21 protein-coding genes, 1 tRNA gene and 1 pseudogene are annotated in these 21,525 nt (G+C 62.0%); 12 read left to right on the plus strand and 11 right to left on the minus strand.

What is annotated here, in order from left to right; all coding sequences use genetic code 11:
- Window positions 1–57 precede the first annotated feature (57 nt).
- Window positions 58–465 carry a hypothetical protein gene (locus tag AB6802_RS20515; RefSeq protein WP_371012009.1) on the minus strand — a complete coding sequence of 136 codons (408 nt, stop codon included), beginning with the start codon at window positions 463–465 and terminating at the stop codon, window positions 58–60.
- Window positions 466–659: 194 nt separating this feature from the next.
- A tRNA-Ser gene (locus AB6802_RS20520) sits at window positions 660–749 on the minus strand.
- A gap of 522 nt (window positions 750–1,271) precedes the next feature.
- Here AB6802_RS20520 and AB6802_RS20525 point away from each other — a divergent pair.
- From AB6802_RS20525 to AB6802_RS20560, 8 genes are all read left to right on the plus strand, one after another.
- On the plus strand, window positions 1,272–2,807 hold the full coding sequence (locus tag AB6802_RS20525) for a hypothetical protein (RefSeq protein ID WP_371012010.1): 1,536 nt from the start codon (window positions 1,272–1,274) through the stop codon (window positions 2,805–2,807).
- Between the two features lie 497 nt (window positions 2,808–3,304).
- Window positions 3,305–4,570, plus strand: a complete 1,266-nt coding sequence (locus AB6802_RS20530) for a septal ring lytic transglycosylase RlpA family protein (RefSeq protein ID WP_371012011.1) — start codon at window positions 3,305–3,307, stop codon at window positions 4,568–4,570.
- A gap of 76 nt (window positions 4,571–4,646) precedes the next feature.
- Window positions 4,647–5,840, plus strand: a complete 1,194-nt coding sequence (locus tag AB6802_RS20535; protein ID WP_371012012.1) for a D-alanyl-D-alanine carboxypeptidase family protein — start codon at window positions 4,647–4,649, stop codon at window positions 5,838–5,840.
- Window positions 5,841–5,912: 72 nt separating this feature from the next.
- Complete coding sequence (gene tmk / locus AB6802_RS20540; protein WP_371012013.1) at window positions 5,913–6,587, plus strand: dTMP kinase; 675 nt, start codon at window positions 5,913–5,915, stop codon at window positions 6,585–6,587.
- Window positions 6,584–7,639: a DNA polymerase III subunit delta' gene (locus tag AB6802_RS20545; protein ID WP_371012014.1), complete on the plus strand. Its 1,056-nt coding sequence runs from the start codon at window positions 6,584–6,586 to the stop codon at window positions 7,637–7,639. Before tmk ends, AB6802_RS20545 begins: the two co-directional genes overlap by 4 nt.
- Window positions 7,640–7,765: 126 nt before the next feature.
- Window positions 7,766–9,313, plus strand: a complete 1,548-nt coding sequence (gene metG / locus AB6802_RS20550) for a methionine--tRNA ligase (protein ID WP_371012015.1) — start codon at window positions 7,766–7,768, stop codon at window positions 9,311–9,313.
- Window positions 9,313–10,101 (plus strand): TatD family hydrolase, encoded by a 789-nt coding sequence (locus AB6802_RS20555; protein WP_371012016.1) that lies wholly within the window; start codon window positions 9,313–9,315, stop codon window positions 10,099–10,101. The genes metG and AB6802_RS20555 overlap by 1 nt, the downstream gene beginning before the upstream one ends.
- Window positions 10,102–10,104: 3 nt before the next feature.
- Window positions 10,105–10,926: an MBL fold metallo-hydrolase gene (locus tag AB6802_RS20560; RefSeq protein WP_371012017.1), complete on the plus strand. Its 822-nt coding sequence runs from the start codon at window positions 10,105–10,107 to the stop codon at window positions 10,924–10,926.
- Between the two features lie 185 nt (window positions 10,927–11,111).
- Here the strand turns inward: AB6802_RS20560 and AB6802_RS20565 are convergent, their stop codons facing one another.
- The gene (locus AB6802_RS20565; protein ID WP_371012018.1) at window positions 11,112–11,324 is read right to left on the minus strand and encodes a hypothetical protein; all 213 of its coding nucleotides are present in this window, start codon (window positions 11,322–11,324) and stop codon (window positions 11,112–11,114) included.
- A gap of 220 nt (window positions 11,325–11,544) precedes the next feature.
- Here AB6802_RS20565 and AB6802_RS20570 point away from each other — a divergent pair.
- A pseudogene (locus AB6802_RS20570) lies at window positions 11,545–12,458 on the plus strand (agmatinase).
- Between the two features lie 366 nt (window positions 12,459–12,824).
- The gene (locus AB6802_RS20575) at window positions 12,825–13,568 is read left to right on the plus strand and encodes an outer membrane protein (protein ID WP_371012019.1); all 744 of its coding nucleotides are present in this window, start codon (window positions 12,825–12,827) and stop codon (window positions 13,566–13,568) included.
- A 72-nt stretch (window positions 13,569–13,640) separates the two neighbouring features.
- Here AB6802_RS20575 and AB6802_RS20580 read toward each other — a convergent pair whose 3' ends face one another.
- From AB6802_RS20580 to AB6802_RS20605, 6 genes are all read right to left on the minus strand, one after another.
- Window positions 13,641–14,009 (minus strand): hypothetical protein, encoded by a 369-nt coding sequence (locus AB6802_RS20580; RefSeq protein WP_371012020.1) that lies wholly within the window; start codon window positions 14,007–14,009, stop codon window positions 13,641–13,643.
- Between the two features lie 86 nt (window positions 14,010–14,095).
- Window positions 14,096–14,530: a hypothetical protein gene (locus AB6802_RS20585; protein WP_371012021.1), complete on the minus strand. Its 435-nt coding sequence runs from the start codon at window positions 14,528–14,530 to the stop codon at window positions 14,096–14,098.
- A 37-nt stretch (window positions 14,531–14,567) separates the two neighbouring features.
- Entirely contained in the window at window positions 14,568–15,437 is an 870-nt protein-coding gene (locus AB6802_RS20590; RefSeq protein WP_371012022.1) for an aldose 1-epimerase family protein, read from the minus strand.
- 150 nt (window positions 15,438–15,587) lie between these two features.
- Window positions 15,588–16,304: a Bax inhibitor-1/YccA family protein gene (locus tag AB6802_RS20595; RefSeq protein ID WP_371012023.1), complete on the minus strand. Its 717-nt coding sequence runs from the start codon at window positions 16,302–16,304 to the stop codon at window positions 15,588–15,590.
- Between the two features lie 34 nt (window positions 16,305–16,338).
- Entirely contained in the window at window positions 16,339–17,112 is a 774-nt protein-coding gene (locus AB6802_RS20600) for an anti-sigma factor (RefSeq protein WP_371012024.1), read from the minus strand.
- Window positions 17,112–17,630, minus strand: a complete 519-nt coding sequence (locus AB6802_RS20605; RefSeq protein WP_371012025.1) for a sigma-70 family RNA polymerase sigma factor — start codon at window positions 17,628–17,630, stop codon at window positions 17,112–17,114. The genes AB6802_RS20600 and AB6802_RS20605 overlap by 1 nt, the downstream gene beginning before the upstream one ends.
- Before the next feature lie 147 nt (window positions 17,631–17,777).
- Here AB6802_RS20605 and AB6802_RS20610 point away from each other — a divergent pair, with 147 nt between their 5' ends.
- Together AB6802_RS20610 and mazG are read left to right on the plus strand one after the other, a co-directional pair.
- A complete protein-coding gene (locus tag AB6802_RS20610; RefSeq protein WP_371012026.1) occupies window positions 17,778–18,962 on the plus strand; it encodes an aromatic amino acid transaminase in 1,185 nt (394 codons plus the stop codon).
- 80 nt (window positions 18,963–19,042) lie between these two features.
- On the plus strand, window positions 19,043–19,867 hold the full coding sequence (gene mazG / locus AB6802_RS20615) for a nucleoside triphosphate pyrophosphohydrolase (RefSeq protein WP_371012027.1): 825 nt from the start codon (window positions 19,043–19,045) through the stop codon (window positions 19,865–19,867).
- A 6-nt stretch (window positions 19,868–19,873) separates the two neighbouring features.
- On the opposite strand, the gene hflX is transcribed toward mazG, so the two are convergent.
- Complete coding sequence (hflX, locus tag AB6802_RS20620; protein ID WP_371012028.1) at window positions 19,874–21,262, minus strand: GTPase HflX; 1,389 nt, start codon at window positions 21,260–21,262, stop codon at window positions 19,874–19,876.
- Window positions 21,263–21,265: 3 nt separating this feature from the next.
- On the minus strand, window positions 21,266–21,511 hold the full coding sequence (hfq, locus tag AB6802_RS20625; protein WP_006202172.1) for an RNA chaperone Hfq: 246 nt from the start codon (window positions 21,509–21,511) through the stop codon (window positions 21,266–21,268).
- Window positions 21,512–21,525 lie beyond the last annotated feature (14 nt).

Consider the following 21,525-nt stretch of genomic DNA (forward strand, 5'->3'; position numbering starts at 1 on the left):
GGTTCACGGCTCCAACCAGAGCGCTCAGCGAAATTCAGCACGCTGATCGCAAGCTGCTTAATCCGGCAAAACGGCGTCGCGGACTATCTGTGCCTGGTGCCTCAAGCCTCCAAGGTCATCCCCAACAATGTTGAGGTCGCCGCCCCTTTGTTTTGCGAGATGTCCATCGATCATTTCCGCGAGCGTTTTGCCTTTTCTCGCGACGTCAACGGCCTTGGCCTTGTCGTCCTTAGCCTTGTCGGTTTCTATCTCCTGCACCTTGACGCCCCAAAGTGCCCCGGCCGCAGCAAATGCCAGAGCCTGGAGCGCGGTCATAACGGTGACCATATGATCCCAGGTCTCCTTTTGAGCTTCGACGCGAAACCACATCAGAAGCAAAAGCAACAACCACAACAAGATAACAAGGATCGCAAGGAACCATGAAATGGTGAATGCACGCAATGAGGACTTCGCGCCGTTTGCCATGTTGCTTTCCCTCCGCCGCTCATGTCTCTTGCGAAGGTGACTCCGGCTGACAAATCGGTCAAGCAGTTTAAGCGTTGCTCGCCACAATTCGCCTTGCGGTGGCGACGCCTGCTTCATTTGCTGCTACGCGACTTTGCGGTCGCACCTGTTAATATCGATAGCCGAAGAAAGTACTTGGACATACCATTGATACTTGGCGGAGGGAGTGGGATTCGAACCCACGGTGAACTTGCGCCCACGCCGGTTTTCAAGACCGGTGCCTTAAACCGCTCGGCCATCCCTCCAGCTCGTTGCTTTTGCTTGGCTTTTTCGTTCTAGCCGGTTTGCTAAAACAGCCGGATGTTACGCAAATTGCAACTGCTTGGCTTTCCGTTCGCTGCTTATAGCGGCCTGCAACGGCGCGTCAACTTGCTCGGCGGCGTGGCATGCATTTCGGGCACGACACAAGTGTCGAGTGTGATGTCGAGTGTCGCGTGCTGGCGCGACCGTGGGGGCCAAAGGGCGCGAGAAGATGCCGCCAGCGCAGCGACCGGCGAATTCGTGGTTCCCGGTTATGGTAGACGCGTCTCTTGTCTTGACGGCGCCGGCCGTAGGACCTAGTGCAATGGCCAGGCTTGAAATCGATAAATGGTCGCGAACGCGACTGATCTTAGCGGGCGCTCTCTTCGTTGTCAGAATTATTGCTTAGGAAGTGGTCTTTCTAAGCATAGTTTCGGGCGGAAACGGCATTTGCAGGAATTTTACCAGTATAGACCGCTAATATGGTATCGTGGAACGTCGACCTGCGGAAGGTAATGGCCCTAGGCGTGCTGGTGGTCGTGTGTCTTCTTTTCCCGAGGTTTGGGCAGACCTATGAGAACGCTCGGGGTTGGGCTGATCAGAAGCTCTACTTAACGCTTTTGGCCGCCGCCGACCAAGGGCAGGCGGCGTGGGCTGCGGACCAGAATTACATGGGGCCTGGATATCTGGCTGCAGTCCAGGCGCTCAAGAGTGCATTCGCCCTCCATTCGGTAAGCGCCCTCATTCTCCTCAATCGCGTCTGCGCGGCAGTCGCCATCGCGCTTCCAGCCTTCGTTTATGGCGTGCGCGCGCCGTTCGATATCTCGCGATTTGCCGTATCGATCGCAATCTTCGTCATCTTTGTAACCTCGACTATGTATTTATATCAGTCGGGTGTGCCGTGGTCGCATTTTGTCGCGGCGCTTCCGGCAGTCGCCTTCGTCTTGTTGTTGTCGAGTGAACGCAAAACACCGCTCTCCCTCGGTGCGGCTGGTGGGGCCTTAGGCATCCTCGCATCGATCCGAGCGTTTGAGGCTCTGGCGCTTGGTTCTCTGTTGATGACCTATGCCGTGGTCTGGGCGTTGATCAATTTTCGCAGCGTCTCAAAAATCCACCTGCTCGGTTCTGCGGCTGTGTTCCTGGTTTGCGCCGCTGTCGGCTATAGCCTGCACGGCGTAATTCTCGGCCACGTGCATCTGTATGACCAATATGCCGGCGGAATGGATCCGGAGTCTTTCAAAGGATCGCTGCTTCGCATCCAGGATTTCCCGGTGAAGTTCATGCAATTCTTCATCGATCCATGCTTCTACTCGATCTGCAGTGAGGTCGACTATACCGCAGGCACGCCGTTCATCTTCCAGACCGACCCGACGCTTTCCAATTGGGCAAAGCCATTTGCCCTGCAAATCCCGTTCTTTGTAGGCGCGACGATCGTCGGGTTCCTGTTGCTGGTCGCGCGACCACGGCTGGTAAGGGCGGTCTTTGCCGATCCGGTCCTGTTCGTCAGTATCGGTGGCGCGTTCGGCATTGCCTTTGCCTATATGTGTTTCATCGTCGGCGGCGGCGACCAGCTCAAATACGGGTTTGCGCGCGAACTCTTCACGCCGTCGCTTCTTTTGATGATCGCCATCTTGCAGATCGTGACAACTGACTATCTGCCGGTTGGCATGCGAAGGGCCGCTGTTCCTGTGCTGGCATTCATCGCGATCGTAGGGCTTCAGATCATCCCGTCGATCTACGGGTTTGTGAGGCTGAACAGCACCTATATCGCGAAAGCAACCGGCGAGCAGGATTGCAGCAGCGGTTCGTGCCATTTGAAACTGCACTATTTCGATAGTGCCGGAAAAGAACTCGATATTCCACTCGATGATCCGGTGATGGTCAGGGTCACCTGCGGCGAGGTAACCACATTTTCGGGCGTTGTTGATCCCGACGAGTTTTCATACGACCCGAAGGCCTGCCCAAAGGGGGCGGTCGTGACAGCTCTCTCGACGACGACTGGTATATCGAGGCGAACCCGCGATCTTGGGATCGGGGCCGTTATTTCTCAGGGCGCGAACTGATTTTCATCGCATGGCGGTCAGACGCAATAAAAGGCTCGCGTGGGGGAGTCTGCAAGAGGTTTGGGACGCTGGCTGCGATATGGCGTCAACGTCCGGCGGGTAATGGATATATTGAAAGCCGGGTAATTGGAGGCTTCGCCTGGATTCGAACCAGGGTGTGAGGATTTGCAATCCTCTGCGTGCCGCTCCGCCACGAGGTCGTTGCACAACGATTTACATCGCTCGTCGTTGCGCGCAACAAGCATTGCCCGCGACGGTGAACAACCGGTTACTATCCACAGGTTGCAAGGCAGGGTGCGGTTGTGGATCACCGTCGAAGCCAGGTGGTGCGAAGATTGTTAGGCCATGCGCCATAATCTCGTCCTGTTGCGGCCATAATCGATTAACATCGTGATAAGCAATTCCTGTGCAAAAGGGATTGGGGATCAAGGTGTTGCTGGCATAGCGGTGACTTCTGGCTCCGTCGAATGGCAGCACGGTAGGGGACAATCGAAAACATGCAGGCTTCGGCGCGCCCGCGTCTTCGTCGCGCTTCTGCTTTGGCCCTGTGCGCACTTTCGGGGTTGCTTTTGGCCGCTTGCGCTTCGCAGCCCGAGCCGAAAGGCATGGTCTACAACAAGCCGCGCTCAAAGGAATATTTCGCCGAAACCGAATATGGAGTGAAGGCGAGCCCGCGCGTTGATTTCATGCGCCGCGGCGGTGGCCGCGACCAGCTTGGCAAGCCCTATCAGGTGCGCGGCAAGTGGTATTATCCGAAGGAAGACAGGAAGGGCTTCACCAAGGTCGGGCTCGCATCCTGGTATGGCGATGCCTTCCACGGCCGGCTGACCGCCAATGGCGAAGTCTATGACATGACGCATCTGACGGCGGCGCATCCGACGATGCCGCTGCCGAGCTATGCCCGCGTCACCAATCTCGAGACCGGCAGCTCGGTTATCGTGCGCGTCAACGATCGCGGGCCCTACCATGAGGGACGCATCATCGACGTCTCGGAACGCGCGGCCCAGATGCTCGACTATGACAAGGTGGGTACAGCCAAGGTCAAAGTGGAATATGTCGGACGTGCGCCACTCGACGGCGACGACGACCAGTATCTGGTTGCTTCCTACCATCCCGGCAACAATCGGCCGGATCCGTCGGACGGCCTGCCGACCGGCGTGATGGTTGCGATGGCCGGCCCGTCGCCGAGCGTCGCGGTTGGCGGAACGCCCGCCGCCGTTCCGTTCCCCGGGCAGTTGACCAATTCCGGACAGGCTTTTGACGGGCAGCCAGCCATGTCGGAACAGCCGACCGTGCAACCGGCGGCATTCTCGGTGCAAGGCGCCAGCGATGTCGTGCTGCCGGATTTCGGCCCGATCGTGCCGCAGCGGCCCGAGCTCACCTTGCCGGCGAACTCGCCTTTCGCCATGGCCTCGCTGTCCTACGCGGATGAACGTGTGCAGCGCGCCGATGTCTTTGCCGCGCTCGATACCAGCGGCATGTCTCCGGCCGACATCCTGCAATCCTGGAAGAAGTCGAACCGCCAGGAACAGGCGCCCGCGTCGGACTATGTCGCTGCCGGCTCCTTCGACGATGCCGCCCAGGCAAAGCGGGTCGCCGCGGCGCTGAAGCCCTTCGGCAGGACCGAGATTCAGCGCACGGAACTCGACGGCAACGACTGGTACGCGGTCAATGTGTATCCGGATGGCCATGGCGGCGTCGACGATCTGCTCAAGGCTGCCTGGTCGCATGGCGCGCCGGATGCGCTGGTTGTGCGGGACTGATCAATTTTTTGCCGCCCGTTGATCCGGCCAAACGAACCCTGATAGCTTGGCCCGGGTAATGGGTGGTCGATATTTCATGCAATTCCGCTTTCTTTCGACTGTCGCCGGTTTCCTGGGCGCCGGTTTTCTGGGTTTGGCCCTGCTGTTCCTTGGCCTGGTCCCGGCCGCCGCCCAGCTTTTCGAGACCAAGGCGACGCAAGCCTTCATGATCGATGCCGACACCGGCACCGTGTTGTTCGCCAAGGATGCCGACAAGGCGATCCCGCCGGCATCCATGGCCAAGTTGATGACGCTGGAGATGGTCTTCAACGCCATCAAGGCGAAGCGCATGACGCTCGACGACACGTTTGTCGTCAGCGAGAACGCCTGGCGCACCGGCGGCGCGCCGTCGGGAACCTCGACCATGTTCGCCAAGCTCAAATCGGCGGTTCGCGTCGAGGATCTCATCCAGGGCGTAGCCGTGCAGGCGGCCAATGACGGCTGCATCGTGCTTGCCGAAGGAATGGCCGGCTCGGAAGCGAATTTCGCCGCCCAGATGACGGAGCGCGCTCGTGAGATCGGCCTGCAGAAATCGACTTTCGTCAATTCGACCGGCCTGCCGGCCGATGGCCAGCAGACGACGGTGCGCGAGCTGACGATGCTGGCGCTGCATATCTGGCGCGACTATCCGGACTTCTTCCATTATTACGGCCAGCCGGATTTCACCTGGAACAAGATCGCGCAGAGGAACCGCAATCCGCTGGTTGCCATGGGCATCGAAGCCGACGGCTTCGTCGCCGGCGCCAGCGAGCAGGGGGGCTTCGGCCTGGTCGGCACGGTCAGCCACAACGGCACGCGCGTCATCGCGGCGATCAGCGGGCTGGCAAACGATCGCGAGCGCTCCGAGGAGGCGCGCAAGCTGCTCGAATGGGGCTCGCGCTCGTTCCAGAAAACCGAGATATTCGCCAAGGACGAGGTGGTCGGCGAGGCGCAGGTTTTTGGCGGCGCCAAGTCCGGCGTGGCCTTGAAAGCCAAAGGACCGGTGGACATATTTCTGCCGATCGCCAACCGCGACAAGCTGACCGCCAGGATCGTCTATAACGGTCCGGTGTCGGCGCCGGTGGAGGAGGGGCAACCGGTCGGCGAGTTGCGCGTTTGGATCGGTGACACGTTGAGCCAGCAAACGCCGCTTTTTGCCGCCGAGAAGGTCGCGGTCGGCACGCTGCCGCAGCGGGCGCTCGATGCCGCCAAGGAACTGGCTGTCGGCTGGCTGCGTCAGAAACGTTTGTGATCGGGTTGGTTCGTGGACCTTTTGTCAGACGAGAGCTATGACAGCGGCCAGCGCGGACAAAGGCAGTCTCGATTGACGAGCGGTTTTTTCATCACCTTCGAAGGCGGCGAAGGCGCAGGCAAGTCGACACAGATCGAGCGGCTGGCAAGGCGCATGCGCGCCAAGAAATACCAGGCGCTGGTGACGCGCGAGCCGGGTGGTTCGCCGGGCGCGGAAGCGGTGCGGCATGTGCTGCTTTCGGGCGCCGCCGAGCCGTTCGGCCCGAAGATGGAAGCGATCCTGTTCGCAGCCGCGCGCTCCGACCACGTCGAGCAGGTCATCCGGCCGGCCGTCGAGCGCGGCTCGATCGTGCTTTGCGACCGCTTCATCGATTCCTCGCGCGTCTACCAGGGCGTGACCGGAGGCCTCGATCCCGATTTCATGACGGCGCTGGAAGCCGTCGCCATCAACGGCATGATGCCGGATATGACGCTGATCTTCGATATCGATCCCGCGGAAGGGCTAAGGCGCGCTACGGCGCGGCGCGGCGCGGGCGACGCGGCCGACCGTTTCGAGAAAGAGACTTTAGCCATCCACCAGCGCCGCCGTGAGGCATTTCTGGCGATAGCCGCGGCCGAGCCGCAGCGTTGCATCGTCATCGACGCTTCGGCCGATCCCGACACGGTGGAGCATGTCGTCACCGCCGCCGTGTTCGCGGCGCTGGAGGAGCGGATGCCGGCACCAAGGAAGCAGGCGGCGCCGGCATGATCTTCGAACGCATCGCCCCGGAGCAGCACGACACGCTGGACGGCGTGCCTGAGCCGTCGGAAACACCGCGGCTGATCGGCCATGCCGAGGTCGCGGCGATGCTGACCTCCGCATACCGGTCCGGCAAGCTGCCGCATGCGCTGATCCTTGCCGGACCGCACGGCATCGGCAAGGCGACATTCGCCTTTCATCTGGCGCACCATCTTTTGAAACATACGGACTTCAGGACGGCGCCCGAGGCGCTGGCCATTCCCGATCCGGCGTCATCGCTGTTTCGCCAGATTGCGACCGGCGCGCATCCTTCGGTGTTGCATCTGACGCGCCCAGCCAACGACAAGACCAAAAGCTTCAAGACGGTGCTGACCGTCGACGAGATCCGCAAGGTCAACCGCTTCCTGTCGATGACCTCGCATGACGGCAGCTACCGGGTCGTCATCGTCGATCCGGCAGACGACATGAACATCAACGCCGCCAATGCCTTGCTGAAGAATCTCGAGGAGCCGCCGGCGCGCACCCTGTTCATCCTGATCGTGCATGCGCCGGGCAGCCTTTTGCCGACGATCCGCTCGCGCTGCCAGATGGTCCGGCTTGCGCCGCTTGCCGAAGATGAACTGATGGCGGTGCTGCAAGGCATCGAGCCGCCGCCGCCCGACGACCCGGCGGCGCGCGCGGCATTGGCCGAGCGGGCAGGGGGCAGCGCCCGCAACGCGATCCTGCTCACCCAGTATGGCGGGCTGGAGATTGCCGGCGCGCTCGATACGCTGGTGGCGGCCAACAGGCCCGACATTGCTGGCGCCCACCGCCTGGCCGAGGCCGTGGCCGGCCGCGACCAGTCGATCCAGTTCGATATCTTCAACAGCCGCGCGCTTGACCTGCTGTCGTCGGCGGCCAGCGATGCAGCTTCAGCCGGCGATCTCGCCAGGGCCAAAACGCTGTCCGAGGCTTGGCACGAAGCGCTGAACACGATATCTGAAGCCGAGACCTACAATCTCGACAAGAAGCAGCATGCTTTGACCATGATCGAACGCTTGAATTCTGCGATGCGAATGTGACGGTTTGCCTGATGCATGCCGCCGCCACCTTTTGGGCGACATGCATCGGCCTCGGGATGGCAATCGACGTTCCGATGCGATATCCACCGCCACAACTGACATTCAGACATTCATGACGGTTCATTCATGTCACGCGAAAAATTCTACCTGACCACTCCGATCTTTTATCCGAACGGCAAGCCGCATATCGGCCATGCCTATACGGTCATTGCCAGCGACGCGCTGGCCCGCTTCCAGCGGCTCGACGGCAAGGATGTGTTCTTCCTCACCGGCACCGACGAGCACGGCCTCAAGATGCAGCAGACCGCCGAGAATGAAGGCATCCCGCCGATCGCGCTTGCCGACCGCAACTCGGCAATCTTCCGCTCGATGGTCGAGACGGTCGGCGCCTCAAACGACGACTTCATCCGCACGACGGAACCGCGCCATTACGCATCCTGCCAGGCGATCTGGAAGGCGATGGCCGCCAATGGCGACATCTATCTGGATCGCTACAGCGGCTGGTATTCGGTGCGGCAGGAAGCCTATTTCGACGAAAGCGAAACCACGCTTGGCGAGGATGGCGTGCGCCGCGAGCCGCTGGGATCGCCGGTCGAATGGAACGAGGAGGAAAGCTATTTCTTCCGGCTCTCAGCCTATCAGGACAAATTGCTGGCGCTTTATGAAAGCCAGCCGGATTTCGTCGGTCCGGCCGAGCGCCGCAACGAGGTGATGAGCTTCGTCAAGTCCGGGCTCAAGGATTTGTCGATCTCGCGTACCGCCTTCAAATGGGGCGTTCCGGTGCCGGGCGACGACAAGCATGTGATGTATGTCTGGGTCGATGCGCTCACAAATTACATCACCGCCGCCGGCTATCCCGATACAAAAGCTGAGAAATGGAGCTTTTGGCCGGCCACGCATATCATTGGCAAGGATATCGTGCGCTTCCATGCGGTCTACTGGCCGGCCTTCCTGATGTCGGCCGGTATCGAACTGCCGAAGCGCGTCTTTGCCCACGGCTTCCTGTTCAACCGCGGCGAGAAGATGTCGAAATCGGTCGGCAACGTCGTCGACCCTTTCACCATGGTCGAGCATTACGGTCTCGACCGCGTGCGTTACTTCTTCCTGCGCGAGGTACCGTTCGGCCAGGACGGCAGCTACAGTCATGAGGCGATCGTCAACCGCACCAATGCCGACCTCGCCAACGGCCTCGGCAATCTGGCGCAGCGCTCGCTGTCGATGATCGCCAAGAACTGCGGCGGCGTGGTGCCGAAGCGCGGCGAACTCACCGAGGCCGACACGGCGATCCTCGACCAGGCCGTGGAAGCGCTTGCCGTCGCGCGCCGGGCTATGGCGGAGCAGGGCATCCATCTGGCGCTGGCGGCGATCTTCGGCGTCGTGGCCGAAGCCGATCGCTATTTCGCCTCGCAGGAACCCTGGGCGCTCAAGAAGACCAATCCGGAGCGCATGGAAACGGTGCTGTGGACGACGGCGGAAGTCGTGCGGCGGGTGACATTGCTTTGCCAGCCTTTCGTTCCGGGATCGGCGGCGAAGCTGCTCGATCTGCTGGCCGTGCCGGCGGACAAACGTGCTTTCGAGCATGTCCACGCCGATCACGCGCTGGTGCCCGGTACCGCATTGCCGGCGCCGGAGGGCGTGTTTCCGCGCTATGTCGAGCAGGATGGCAACAGCTGATGCTGGTCGACAGCCATTGCCATCTCGATTTTCCGGATTTTGCCGAGGAGCGGGCGGATATCGTCTCCCGCGCCCTCGCCGCCGGGATCGGTCGCATGGTGACGATCTCGACACGCGTGAAGCGGTTTCAGCAAATCCTTGAAATCGCTGAGACTTTCAGCGAGGTCTATTGCTCGGTCGGCACCCATCCGCATAATGCCGCCGAAGAGCTCGACGTCAGCGCCGACGAGCTGGTGCGGCTTGCCGATCACCCCAAGGTGGTGGCGATCGGCGAGGCCGGCCTCGACTATTTCTATGACAAGGCGCCTCGCGACGCGCAGGCGCAAGGGTTTCGCACCCATATCGCCGCCGCGCGCCGGACCGGCCTGCCGCTGGTGATCCATTCGCGCGATGCCGACGACGACATGGCCCATATCCTAGAGGAAGAGACAGGGAAGGGCGCCTTCCCTTTCATCCTGCACTGCTTTTCGTCCGGACGCCGGCTGGCCGAAGTCGGCGTTGCGTTGGGCGGCTATGTCTCCTTCTCCGGCATCCTGACCTTCAAGAATTCGACGGAGCTGCGGGCCATCGCTGCCGATGTGCCGCGCGAGCGGCTGCTGGTCGAGACCGATGCGCCTTATCTGGCGCCGGTGCCGCATCGGGGCAAACGCAACGAGCCGGCCTATGTCGCGAACACGGCTAAAGTGCTCGCCGAGACCATCGGCGTCAGCGATGCCGAGATCGCCGTCATCACGACGCAGAATTTCTTCCGGCTGTTTACGAAGATGCCGCGTCCGGCCGAGGCCTGAACGATGAGCGACCGGCTGCGCCTTACCGTTCTTGGCTGCGGCTCGTCGCCCGGTACGCCGCGCATCACCGGCGACTGGGGCAATTGTGATCCAGAAAATCCGAAGAACCGGCGCATGCGCGCGGCGGCTCTGATCGAGCGGATTGCCGGCAATGGCGCTCGTACCACGGTCGTCATCGACACCGGGCCGGACTTTCGCCAGCAGATGCTGATGGCATCGGTGAAGCGGATCGACGCTGTCATCTACACGCATCCGCATGCCGACCATATCCACGGCATCGACGATCTGCGCGGCTATGTGCTGGAGCAGCGCCGCCGCATCGATATTCACGCCGACGAGCCGACCATGCTGCGGCTGCGCGACGCGTTCGGCTATTGCTTCAAGACGCCGCCCGGCAGTTCCTATCCACCGATCGTCGAGGCGCATTTTATCGACCACGCCAAACCGGTCGTGATCGAAGGCGAGGGCGGTGCCCTCGCCCTTGAGCCTTTGCCGCAGATCCATGGCGACATCGTTTCGCTCGGCTTTCGCATCGGCGGGCTGGCCTATTGTCCCGATATCAGCGATTTCCCGGCTGCGACCGTCGAGCGGCTGCGCGGCCTCGACATGCTGGTCATCGACGCGCTGCAGTACAACACGCATCCTAGCCATCTGTCGTTCGGCCAGGCGCTGGATTGGATCGAGAAGCTCAAGCCGACGAAGGCAGTGCTGACGCACATGCATGTGCCGCTGGATTACGCCACGGTGATGGCAGAGACGCCGGATCACGTAGTGCCGGCCTATGACGGCATGGTGATCGAAATCCCTTATGAGTCAGGGCGATAGCGACACTCGCTCATTGGGTGTTCGCGGCCTGTCTCGGATCTATCGCCAGAGGCAGGTGTCGTGATGGTTCCATACAATAAAACGCGCAATTCCCACGTCAGCGCACAGAGTACAAGTTCCATAATCTATCTTATGCGACTTACGGACGTAGCTGCGGAAGGCATTGAGCAGATGCGAGCATGCCCCTAGAAACTCGCCAGAGCCCCGCTGAAGGCCGCCACGATTGCAACACCGTGGAGGATGCCAAGCGCCAGCCATCTCATGCCTCCGGCCGGAGCAACCAACAAGCCGTAGACGGGAAACTGCAGCACGGCCAGTCCCACGGAAAGGCCGGTGATGGTGTCGTTGGTCAACAGCGTTGCCAGCATTGGTATCGGATAGAGAACGCGCGCCAGCACATAGTCTCCGTGTCCGGATCCGCCTGAGAAGAGTGCAAGCAGCAAGGCGACGGGCGTTGCGCATAGGCCGAAAAGGAAGCCTGTCCGCGAAGAGAATTTCGGCACTGCCAGGCCCTCCCCAAGAGCGTTTCACACTCCCACACTGTGGCGAAGTCGGGCAATGGTCTAAACCAGAGTTAGCAGTCTTCCTGTAAACATTCCTGACGGAACCGCAAAAGACATGACCGCCTCTCCCTCCTTTCTCGGCCTACCCAACCATCTCGCCGATGGTCGCGCGCCCCGAGCGGTGATCTTCGGAGCCGGACACGGCACCACGTATCCGGGCCAGGACAGCGGCGGTCAGGCATCCGCACCCGATGCCATCCGCGCTGCCAGCCAGGCTGACGCTCCGCTCGTCGAGCATTGGGATTTCGATCTCGGCGGCCCACTGTTCGATGGCAGGCCGGCCAGTTGCATCGATGCCGGCAACATTGCGACGACCATGCACGACAATGCCGGCAACCGGGCCCGGATCGAGGCGAAGACGCGTGAGGTTCTGTCCTTGTCCGCCGTGCCGATCCTGCTTGGCGGCGACGATTCCGTCGTCATTCCATTCCTCGCCGGCTTTGCCGACCATGGACCGATCTGGATCCTGCAGATCGACGCCCATATCGACTGGCGCGACGAGGTGCATGGCGAACGCTACGGCTATTCGAGCCCGATGCGGCGGGCGAGCGAGATGGGCCATGTCGCAGGCATGGTGCAGGTCGGCTTGCGGAGCGTTGGCAGCGCCCGCCTCGCTGAAATCGAAGCGGCGCAGCACCATGGCAGCCGCTTCGTGACCGCGCGCGAGGTTCATGCCCGAGGCGTGGAAGCGGCCCTTCGGCATATTCCGCAAGGCGCGCGGGTTGTCGTCACCCTCGATTGCGACGGTCTCGATCCCGGCATCATGCCGGGCGTGGCAGCGCCTACGCCCGGCGGCCTCACCTATACGCAGACGATCGACCTCATCGGGGGCTCGGCGGGCGGGCGAGACTCATTGGCTTCGACCTTGTCGAACTCTATCCGCCGGCTGACATTGGCGGCCTTTCGGCCCTCACCGCCGCCCGCCTTCTGGTCAGTGCGATTGGAACCATCGTCCGGCAGGCCGGCTGATACCCGGTCGATGCGCCGTCGCCTCCGCCGAAAAGAGAGGTCTGCTTCCTATGTTCCATCTCTATTTGGATAAAGGCGGACTATATTTGTAGGTAATTGAGGAAACGTCCGTCGTTTGACTATTGGGTTTATAACGTATTGGCGATTTCATTCTCTGTGTTGCTTCGGTCTCTTGTCTGTTCGAAAGAATTTGATCAGCACTTGGCTTGGTAGGGTATGCCACTTGATCCGCCTACTCTTCTTTTTACTTCCTGCTTCGCAACCTGCTGATTTTTAAAGCAGTGCGGCTAAATCATCACACTTTATTTTCACATTTTCGACTATGCTTGTGTCACCGATGGGATCTGGGTGGATCGGAGGAATTCAGTGAAACGACTTATCGCAATTGCCGCGCTGGCTGGGCTTGGCGCGACCGCTGCTTCGGCGGCGGACATGACAGGGCCGGTTGCCGGATCGGCTTACGACTGGAGCGGCTTCTACGTCGGTGGGCATATCGGCTTCGCCAATGGCAATGTCAGGGCCACGGACGTCACGCAGCCGAATGGCGGCTTCTTTACCGATCTGGTTCCAGCCGGAACCGAAGGATTCGGTTTCCGCGACACGAACATAGCGGGCGGCGCGCATGTCGGCTGGCAGCATCAATGGGACCAGTTCGTGCTGGGCGGCGAAGCTTCGTGGACCTTCACCGGAATCGACAAGACGATCGTCAGCCCTTACTTCCCGGACAGCGATACCGAGACCGGAAAAATTCAGCACTACGCCACCGTTGTGGGCAAGGTCGGTTATGCGTTCGACCGCTTCATGATCTACGCCAAAGGCGGTTACGCTGGTGGCAAGGTTGGCTTCAAGGCGCGGGACAACGACGCTCTCGTCACCTACGAACAGAATGAATGGCACAACGGCTATGCCGTGGGCGCGGGCATCGACTACGCCCTCACCGACAAAGTGATCCTTGGCGTCGACTATACGCATATCGATCTTGGCTCCAAGACCAGCACCGGAAACAATGTTTTCGACGATGGCTCGCTGGGAGCCAATCCGGAAACCTACAAGGTCAAAGCCCGGGCCGATGCCGTCATGGCGCGGCTGACCTACAAGTTCGGGAACTAACGATCGATCGAACTGGCTTCAGGATGGCCCGGCCTCGCGCCGGGCTTTTCTTTGGGTCGAACCGTTGCGCTGTCAAAAATAGCTATCGAGAAACGCGGCGGTATCGTCCGAAATGCCGACGATCTTGTTTGTCGCCTGGCGATAGAATTTGAAATTGAGCTCGGTCTCCGGCCGGCCGTCCTGCCAGTCCCTGAAGCGCTTGAGCTCATCACGGCCCAGCCGTCTCGTGGCCAAGGCGGTGCGGCGGATCGAAACGCTGACGCGCGGCGTCTGGCGTTCGAGGTCGGGGCGTCTTGCGATGGCGGAAGAGGACGTGACCACGCCACGCGCGAACAGCCCCTGCCCGCCTTCATTCTCGCTGGCGAATACGAAGACCGTGTCGCCCTCGACAATTTGCCTGCCGCCATACATGGTTTTCTGCGCAGTGAACGCAAACGTCATCGCCTGGGTGTCCTGGACCTCGGCCTTGATCGCGAATGCTATGTGCCGTCTCCCGTTTGACTGACCTTGCCTGAGCAATAACTGCCCTATGACAGAAGCTCGTCGATCTGTGCGCGGTTGGCGCGTGCCAGTTGCCAAAGCCAGCGATTGTTTTCGTCGTCGCGCGCCGACAGCCATCGGTCGAGCCCGGCCATCCCGGCTTCGTCCCGCCAACCGCTGACGCCTTTGGCATATGCCTGCGCAAAGCCCGCCGGAGCCCCTGCGGTCAGCGCCTCCAGCATTGCTTGCTGGCGTGGCGCCGATGTTGCCTCGAAATAGGTCCAGACGCCGGAGCGGTCGGCCTGCGCAAACCAGACCAGGCTTTCGACGATCAGGAAGAACGGTCGCGGCAGACCGTAGTCTGCCTTCTCCAGCCGGCAGGTCGACGTTCCCTGAAAGAACGACGAGAGCTGAACCAGGCCATCATAGTCCTGCGCCGCGAACAGGCGGTCCAGAAAGGATCGGCTTATCACCGGTTTCATGGGCCCTCCTGCATTTACTCTCGGCGCGATTGCGCCGCTAGCGATCCACACGAATCCAGTAGCTCAGCGCACGCTTGGCGCCAGGTTCGATCAGCATCACGCCAGGCTTGTCCGCAAACTCGCCGTCGAAGTCGATGGGGCTTGCAATACCGTGCCAGGGCTCAATGCACAGGAAGGGCGCTCCGCCGGGTTTCGACCAGATGCCGAGCTCGTTCAACCCCTGCCACGACACTTCGATCGCCGGGCCCTGGTCTGCGGCGTAACGCACGCTGGTGCTGACCGGCCGGTCCAGGATGACGGCGTCGTCGAGGAAGAGCCGCTCCGACAGCGCCAAGGTTCTGCCTTCAATCGGCGTGGGCTGGGCTGCCGGCAACAGCAGGCCATCCTTCAGGCGGCGGATTGGTTCCGGCTCGGCCTCGGCAAAGGTCAGCCGGTAAGCCTCTTTGGGCAGGCCCGGCAGCAGCGGCCAGTTGAAGGCCGGATGCGCGCCGATCGAGGCCGGCAACACCTCCTCACCCGGATTGGTGATTTCGTAACCCACCTCGAGCCGCCGATCGCCCAGGCGGTAGCTGACGGCCAGGCGAAAGGCGAATGGGTAATGGGCGCGGGTCTCGGCATCGTCGGTCAGGACCAGGGTGCAGGACGAAGGCCCCTGCTCCGACCAGGCAAAGCGTTTGTCGCGGGCGAAACCATGCTGCGTCATCGGGTAGCTTTGCCCGTGATGCCGCAGCTGATCGCCCTTCAGCCGGCCGACGATCGGAAACAGCACCGGAGAATGCCGGCGCCATTCCGGGCCAGCCTGCCATAGAAGCTCGGTTCCCTCGCCATTGCGCAGCGAGACCAGTTCGGCTCCTTGCTCGATTATGATCGCCGAGATGCCATCACCGTGAAGCGTCACCTGTTCCATGTGCCCTCGCGGCTGGCCGTTATGGTGACAGGCTAGCAAAGGGCCGGACGTAAACTCAAGAGCGGCAGACTGCCCTTGGTTCTCATCCAAAAAAAGAGCCGGAGGTTTCCCTCCGGCCATAGGTCAGACATGTTGCTTGGACGGTTCTTGTTATTCGCGCTCGCCGGTGAAATTCAGCAACAGCTGGAAGATGTTTATGAAATTCAGATAAAGCGAGAAGGCACCGAACACGGCGAGCTTCTGCCGCGATTCCGCGTCGAAATTCTCGGCATACTGTTCCTTGATCGTCTGCGTATCCCACGCGGTCAGGCCGATGAAGACGGCGATGCCGATCACCGAAATGGCGAACTGCAGCGCGGTCGATCCGAGGAACAGGTTGACGAGGCTGGCGATCACCACGCCGATCAGGCCCATGATCAAGAACGACGAAAACTGTGTCAGGTCGCGCTTCGTCGTGTAGCCATAGAGGCTGGTGGCGCCGAACATCGTCGCCGCGATGAAGAAGGTGCGCGCGATGCTAGTCGAGGTGAAGACGAGGAACACCGAGGCAAGCGACAGGCCCATGACGGCGCAGAAGGCCCAGAACATCATCTGCGCGCTCGCGGCCGACATGGTCTGCATCTTGAACGAGAAGATCATGACGAAAGCGAGCGGCGCCAGCATCACCACCCATTTCAGCGGGCTGGAGAAGATCGGTACATAAAGCGCCGGCGTCGAGGCCACGAAGAAGGCGACGAGGCCGGTGACGACGAGGCCGAGGCCCATGTAGTTGTAGACGCGCAGCATGTGCTGGCGCAGGCCCTCGTCATAGGCGGATCCGGCCTGGACGCCTGCGCCCATGCGATATCCTGGATTGGGGTTGTTCATTTGGTTCTCCTTTGTTCTTAGCAAAGCGTGGTTTTCAGTAGAGCGTTCTGGCGAGTTTTTCGGCGGCTCGGTCGAGATTGGCGGCATCGCTTCGGCCGACGACCGCATAGGCAACCTCGCCGATCTGGAAATAGGCCGACGAGATATCGTCCGAAGGCGCGACCCTGGGCTTCACCACGTCGAACGTGCCGGGACGGATGGCAAACAGCGACAACAGGCCGAGGTCCTTCGTCTCGATCGCCATCTCGACGCTCGGCCCGAATTGCGACGGGTAGACCTGGACGTCGCGGATCTTCCAGTCATCGGGCAGCGTCGGCATGACGATTGCGGTGGCGGCGCGGATTTCGTCGGCATTGTAGCCCGGTGCCTCGGTTTGCGAGGGCATGGTCTCGCGCACCAGCGTCGTCCTGTGCGCCCGCACCGCTTCCTCGACATAGGCTGGCGGCTGCGTCGAAGCGACCACCTTGGTCACCGCGATCGGCCCGAAGATGCCGTTGGCCAGCCAGCCGGCGGCAATCAGCACTGCGGCGGCCGCGGCCCGCTGCAGCACGGAAAGGATCCGGCCCCTGGCAAGCCCTCTCTCCAGCCGTCGCGCCGCTTCGGTCGTTGCCGGGCGGGCCATGCCGGCCGGGCGGGCAAGCGCAACGCGCAGCTCGTCGCGGGTCCTGAGGTCCGCCATCACGCGCGCCGCGGCTTCCGGGCGCGCGGCCAGATACGCCTCGACCTCGATGCGGCGGGCAACGTCCAGCTGATCGTCGACATAACCGTCGAGATCGGCATCCGTCACGGGATCGACAAGCTCGCTCATCACTCGTCTCCAACAATTCTGAGATTGGGCCGGGCCTTTGCCGAACCGCCCTGCTCCATGTCGCGTAGGGCCGCACGCGCGCGGCCGATGCGCGACATCAGGGTTCCGAGCGGCACGCCGATGACATCGGCCGCCTGCTGGTAGGAAAGCCCCTCGACAGCGACGAGATGCAGCGCCGAACGCTGCTCTTCCGGCAGCGCCAGGAAGGCCTGCCTAACCTCTGCCAACCGCACGGAATGGTCCTGCGGCGCCGGCATGCTGGCCTCGGTCAGGTAGCCAGCCTGCTCGACGCGCGCTGTTTCCGACCGGCGCGAGCGCATGCGGTCGATGAAAAGGTTGTGCATGATCGCAAACAGCCAGGCGCGCGGATTGCCGCCGGTGCGAAAAGTGCCGCGCCGCTCATAGGCGCGCACCAGCGCGTCATGCACGAGATCCTCGGCATCAGCGCCGTCGCGCGTCAGCGAGCGCGCGTAGCGGCGCAGCGAGCCAAGCTGTCCGACAATATCGAAGCGTGCCATCGACCGTTTCATGCCCTGTTTACGGAGCAGATAGGGATATTAATCCCACGCCCCGGCATTTCTTTTCATGTCGCCGTCTGTGAGGAAACCGCTGGCGCGGCAGGGTCGATTTGCGTATCACTCCGCCGCCATTGGGAGTTGTTATCGATGTTCGAAGCCTTGCAGCCGGCGCCCGCCGACAAGATCCTTGCCTTGATCGGCCTCTATCGCAACGACCCCCGGCCCGGCAAAGTCGACCTCGGTGTCGGCGTCTACAAGGATATCGACGGCAAGACGCCGGTCATGCGTGCCGTGCGCGAAGCCGAGAAGCGGCTGCTCGCCAGCCAGGACACCAAGACCTATCTCGGCCTTGCCGGCGACATCGCTTTCAACACCGCGATGATCAAGCTTGCCTTTGGCGACAAGGCCGACCTGTCGCGCATCCGCGCGGCGCAGGCGCCGGGCGGTTCAGGCGCGCTGCGGCTGGTGGCCGAGCTCCTGCAGCGCAGCCGCCCCGGCGCCACGGTCTGGCTGTCCGACCCGACCTGGCCGAACCATCCGCCGGTGATGCGGGCCGCCGGGCTGGCGGTGCGCGACTATCCCTATTTCGACGCGGCTTCGGGCAGTGTGCGTTTCGACGATATGCTGGCGGCATTGAAGACGGCAAACTCTGGCGACGTCGTGCTGCTGCATGGCTGCTGCCACAACCCGACCGGCGCCAATCTCGATGTCGCGCAGTGGGCGCAGGTCGCCGATGTCCTCTTGGAGCGCGGTCTGCTGCCTTTCGTCGATATCGCCTATCAGGGCTTTGGCGAAGGTCTCGACGCCGACGCTGCCGGCCTGCGGCTGCTGGCCGAGAAAATGCCGGAAATGGTCGTCGCCTCGAGCTGCTCGAAGAACTTTGCCGTCTATCGCGACCGCGTCGGCGCGGCGATGATCCTGGCCAAGGATGGCGCGCAGGCCGACCTGGCGCTCGGCCAGATGCTGGCCGCGGCGCGTGCGCTTTATTCGATGCCGCCGGACCATGGCGCGGCGGCGGTGCGCATGGTGCTGGAAGACACCGAGCTGAAGGCGGACTGGGAAGCCGAGCTCGAGGAGATGCGCTTGCGCATGCTGCGGCTGCGCGTCGCCTTTGCCGAGGCGCTTCGCCGGCAGTCCAACTCCGACCGCTTCGACTTCGTCGCCAGCCATCGCGGCATGTTTTCCCGTCTCGGCCTGACCGAGGCCCAGGTCGAGCGTCTGCGCGCCGAGCATGCCGTCTACATGGTCGGTGACAGCCGCATCAATGTTGCCGGTCTGCCGGAAGACGGCATGGACGACCTCGCCAAGGCGATTGTTTCGGTCCTCGGCTGAGAAGCCGCAACTGTGGACAAGTGCTGGCCGCCTTGCCGCAGCGTTGGTCGCCCGCGGCGCGGCGCGCTAGGGTTGGCGTGATGACACCCTCCAAGGACATTTCCCGGCTGATCGAGATCATGGCGGCGCTGAGAGCGCCTGAGACCGGTTGTCCCTGGGATATCGAGCAGAATTTCTCGACCATCGCCCCCTATACGATCGAGGAAGCCTATGAAGTGGCCGACGCGATCGCGCGCGGCGATCTCGGCGATCTGCGCGACGAGCTCGGCGATCTCCTGCTGCAAGTCGTCTACCACGCTCAGATGGCGCAGGAGATCGGCGAGTTTGCGTTCGGCGATGTCGTCGAGGCGATCACCACCAAGATGATCCGCCGCCATCCGCATGTCTTCGGCGACGAGAAGGCGCGCAGCGCCGGCATGGCCAAAGGCATGTGGGAGAAGATCAAGGCCGAGGAGAAGGCCGGGAAGCGCAATGCCCGCATCGCCCGCGGCCTCGATCCCGAGGACCACGGCAGGGGTTTCCTGGACAGCGTGCCGGTCGCCCTGCCCGCTCTCACCCGGGCGCTGAAACTGCAGGAGAAGGCGGCCCGCGTCGGCTTCGACTGGAGCGAGGCCGCCCCCATCCTCGACAAGATAGAGGAAGAGATCGGCGAATTGCGCGAAGCGCTCGCCAAGGGCGATACCGCATCGATCAAGGACGAGTTCGGCGACATGCTGTTTGCCGTCGTCAATCTCGGCCGCCACCTCAAGCTCGATTCCGAGGCTGCATTGAGCGGCACCAACGAGAAATTCCGCTCGCGTTTCCACTATGTCGAACAGGCGCTCGAGGCGTCGGGCGGCTCGTTGGAGAAAGCCACGCTGGGCGAGATGGAAGCGCTTTGGCAGCAGGCCAAAAGCGCAAAATAAGCAGGTCTAGCCGCTGTTTTTGCGGTGCAGCCGGCTTTCGATCTCCTGCCGGGCGCTGTGCGTCGCCAGTAGCGAAATGGTGACGCTGCCGTCCTCATTGTCGATCCGCGATACGACGTCGCCATTGCGGTAGAGCCAGTCGACCTGGCCGAGCTGGGCAGGACTGAGCGTCACCGTCGTCTTTTCCAGCTCGCCCGAAACCCGCGTTTCGATGAGCGCTTTCAGGGCGTCGATCCCTTCGCCGGTTACGGCCGAGATCGCAATCGGCGGCGCCTTGCCGCCCGCTCCTTCGGCAAGCAGCCGCTCCCGGTTGCCGTCATCCAACAGGTCGATCTTGTTCCAGACCTCGATGACGCGCTTCGTGTCGCTCGCATCCACGCCAAGATCGCCCAGGATGCGCTCGACATCCTCGGCCTGCGCCGTCGTGTCCGGATCGGAGATGTCGCGCAGATGCAGCACGAGGTCGGCCTCGACGACCTCTTCCAGCGTCGCCCTGAACGCGGCGACCAGGTGAGTCGGCAGGTCGGAGATGAAACCGACCGTGTCCGACAGGATGATCGGCGTGCCGTGTTGCAGCCGCACGCGGCGCAGCGTCGGGTCGAGCGTGGCGAACAGCATGTCCTCGGCCAGCACGCCTGCCCCGGTCAGCCGGTTGAACAGTGTCGACTTGCCGGCATTGGTGTAGCCGACGATCGCCACCACCGGGAACGGCACTTTCTTGCGCTTGGCGCGATGCAGGTCGCGGGTGCGGCGCACCGTTTCCAGCTCGTGCTTCAGCTTGATGATCTTTTCCTGCAACTGCCGCCGGTCGGATTCGATCTGGGTTTCGCCGGGACCGCCAAGGAACCCGGCGCCGCCGCGTTGCCGCTCAAGGTGGGTCCAGCTGCGAACCAGCCGGCCCTTCTGGTAGTTGAGATGGGCGAGTTCGACCTGCAGCGTGCCTTCCTTGGTGCGGGCGCGCTCGCCGAATATCTCCAGGATCAGTCCGGTGCGGTCGAGCACCTTGGCGTTGAATTCCTTTTCGAGATTGCGTTGCTGCACCGGCGTCAGCGGGTGGTCGACGACGACCACCTCCGCGTGACCCTCTTTGACGATCTCCGCGAACTCCGCAACCTTGCCGCTGCCGAGCAAGGTTGCCGGGCGCGGATCGTTGACGGTCACCACCGCGGTGTGGATCAGGTCGAGGTCGATGGCACGGGCAAGCCCGACGGCTTCGTCGTGGCGGGCATCGGCCGAACGCGTCAGGCGTGGACGATTGATTTCGTCATCGCTGCGTTGATGCCGGGTAAGCACGGGCACAATGACAACAGCCCGGGTCGGGCCCTTGGCTTCCGTCCCGGGATGATGCGCTGGTTTTCCGCGAACGGTGGCGTCCGCGTCTTTCTCACGTGCCAATAATCAGGCGCCTTGGCTTTCCTCGCCATCGAACATCTGAACCGGCTGGCTCGGCATGATCGTGGAAATGGCGTGCTTGTAGACGAGCTGCGAGTGGCCGTCCCGCCGCAACAACACACAAAAGTTGTCGAACGAAGTGACCACACCGGTCAGCTTCACGCCATTGATGAGGAAGATGGTAAGTGGATTTTTGCTCTTGCGAACTGAATTCAGGAACAGGTCCTGAAGGTTTTGCGATCGTTCCGCCATTTTTCTTGTCTTTC

It is taken from the genome of Mesorhizobium sp. RCC_202 (genome assembly GCF_041355295.1).
GTDB lineage: Bacteria > Pseudomonadota > Alphaproteobacteria > Rhizobiales > Rhizobiaceae > Mesorhizobium.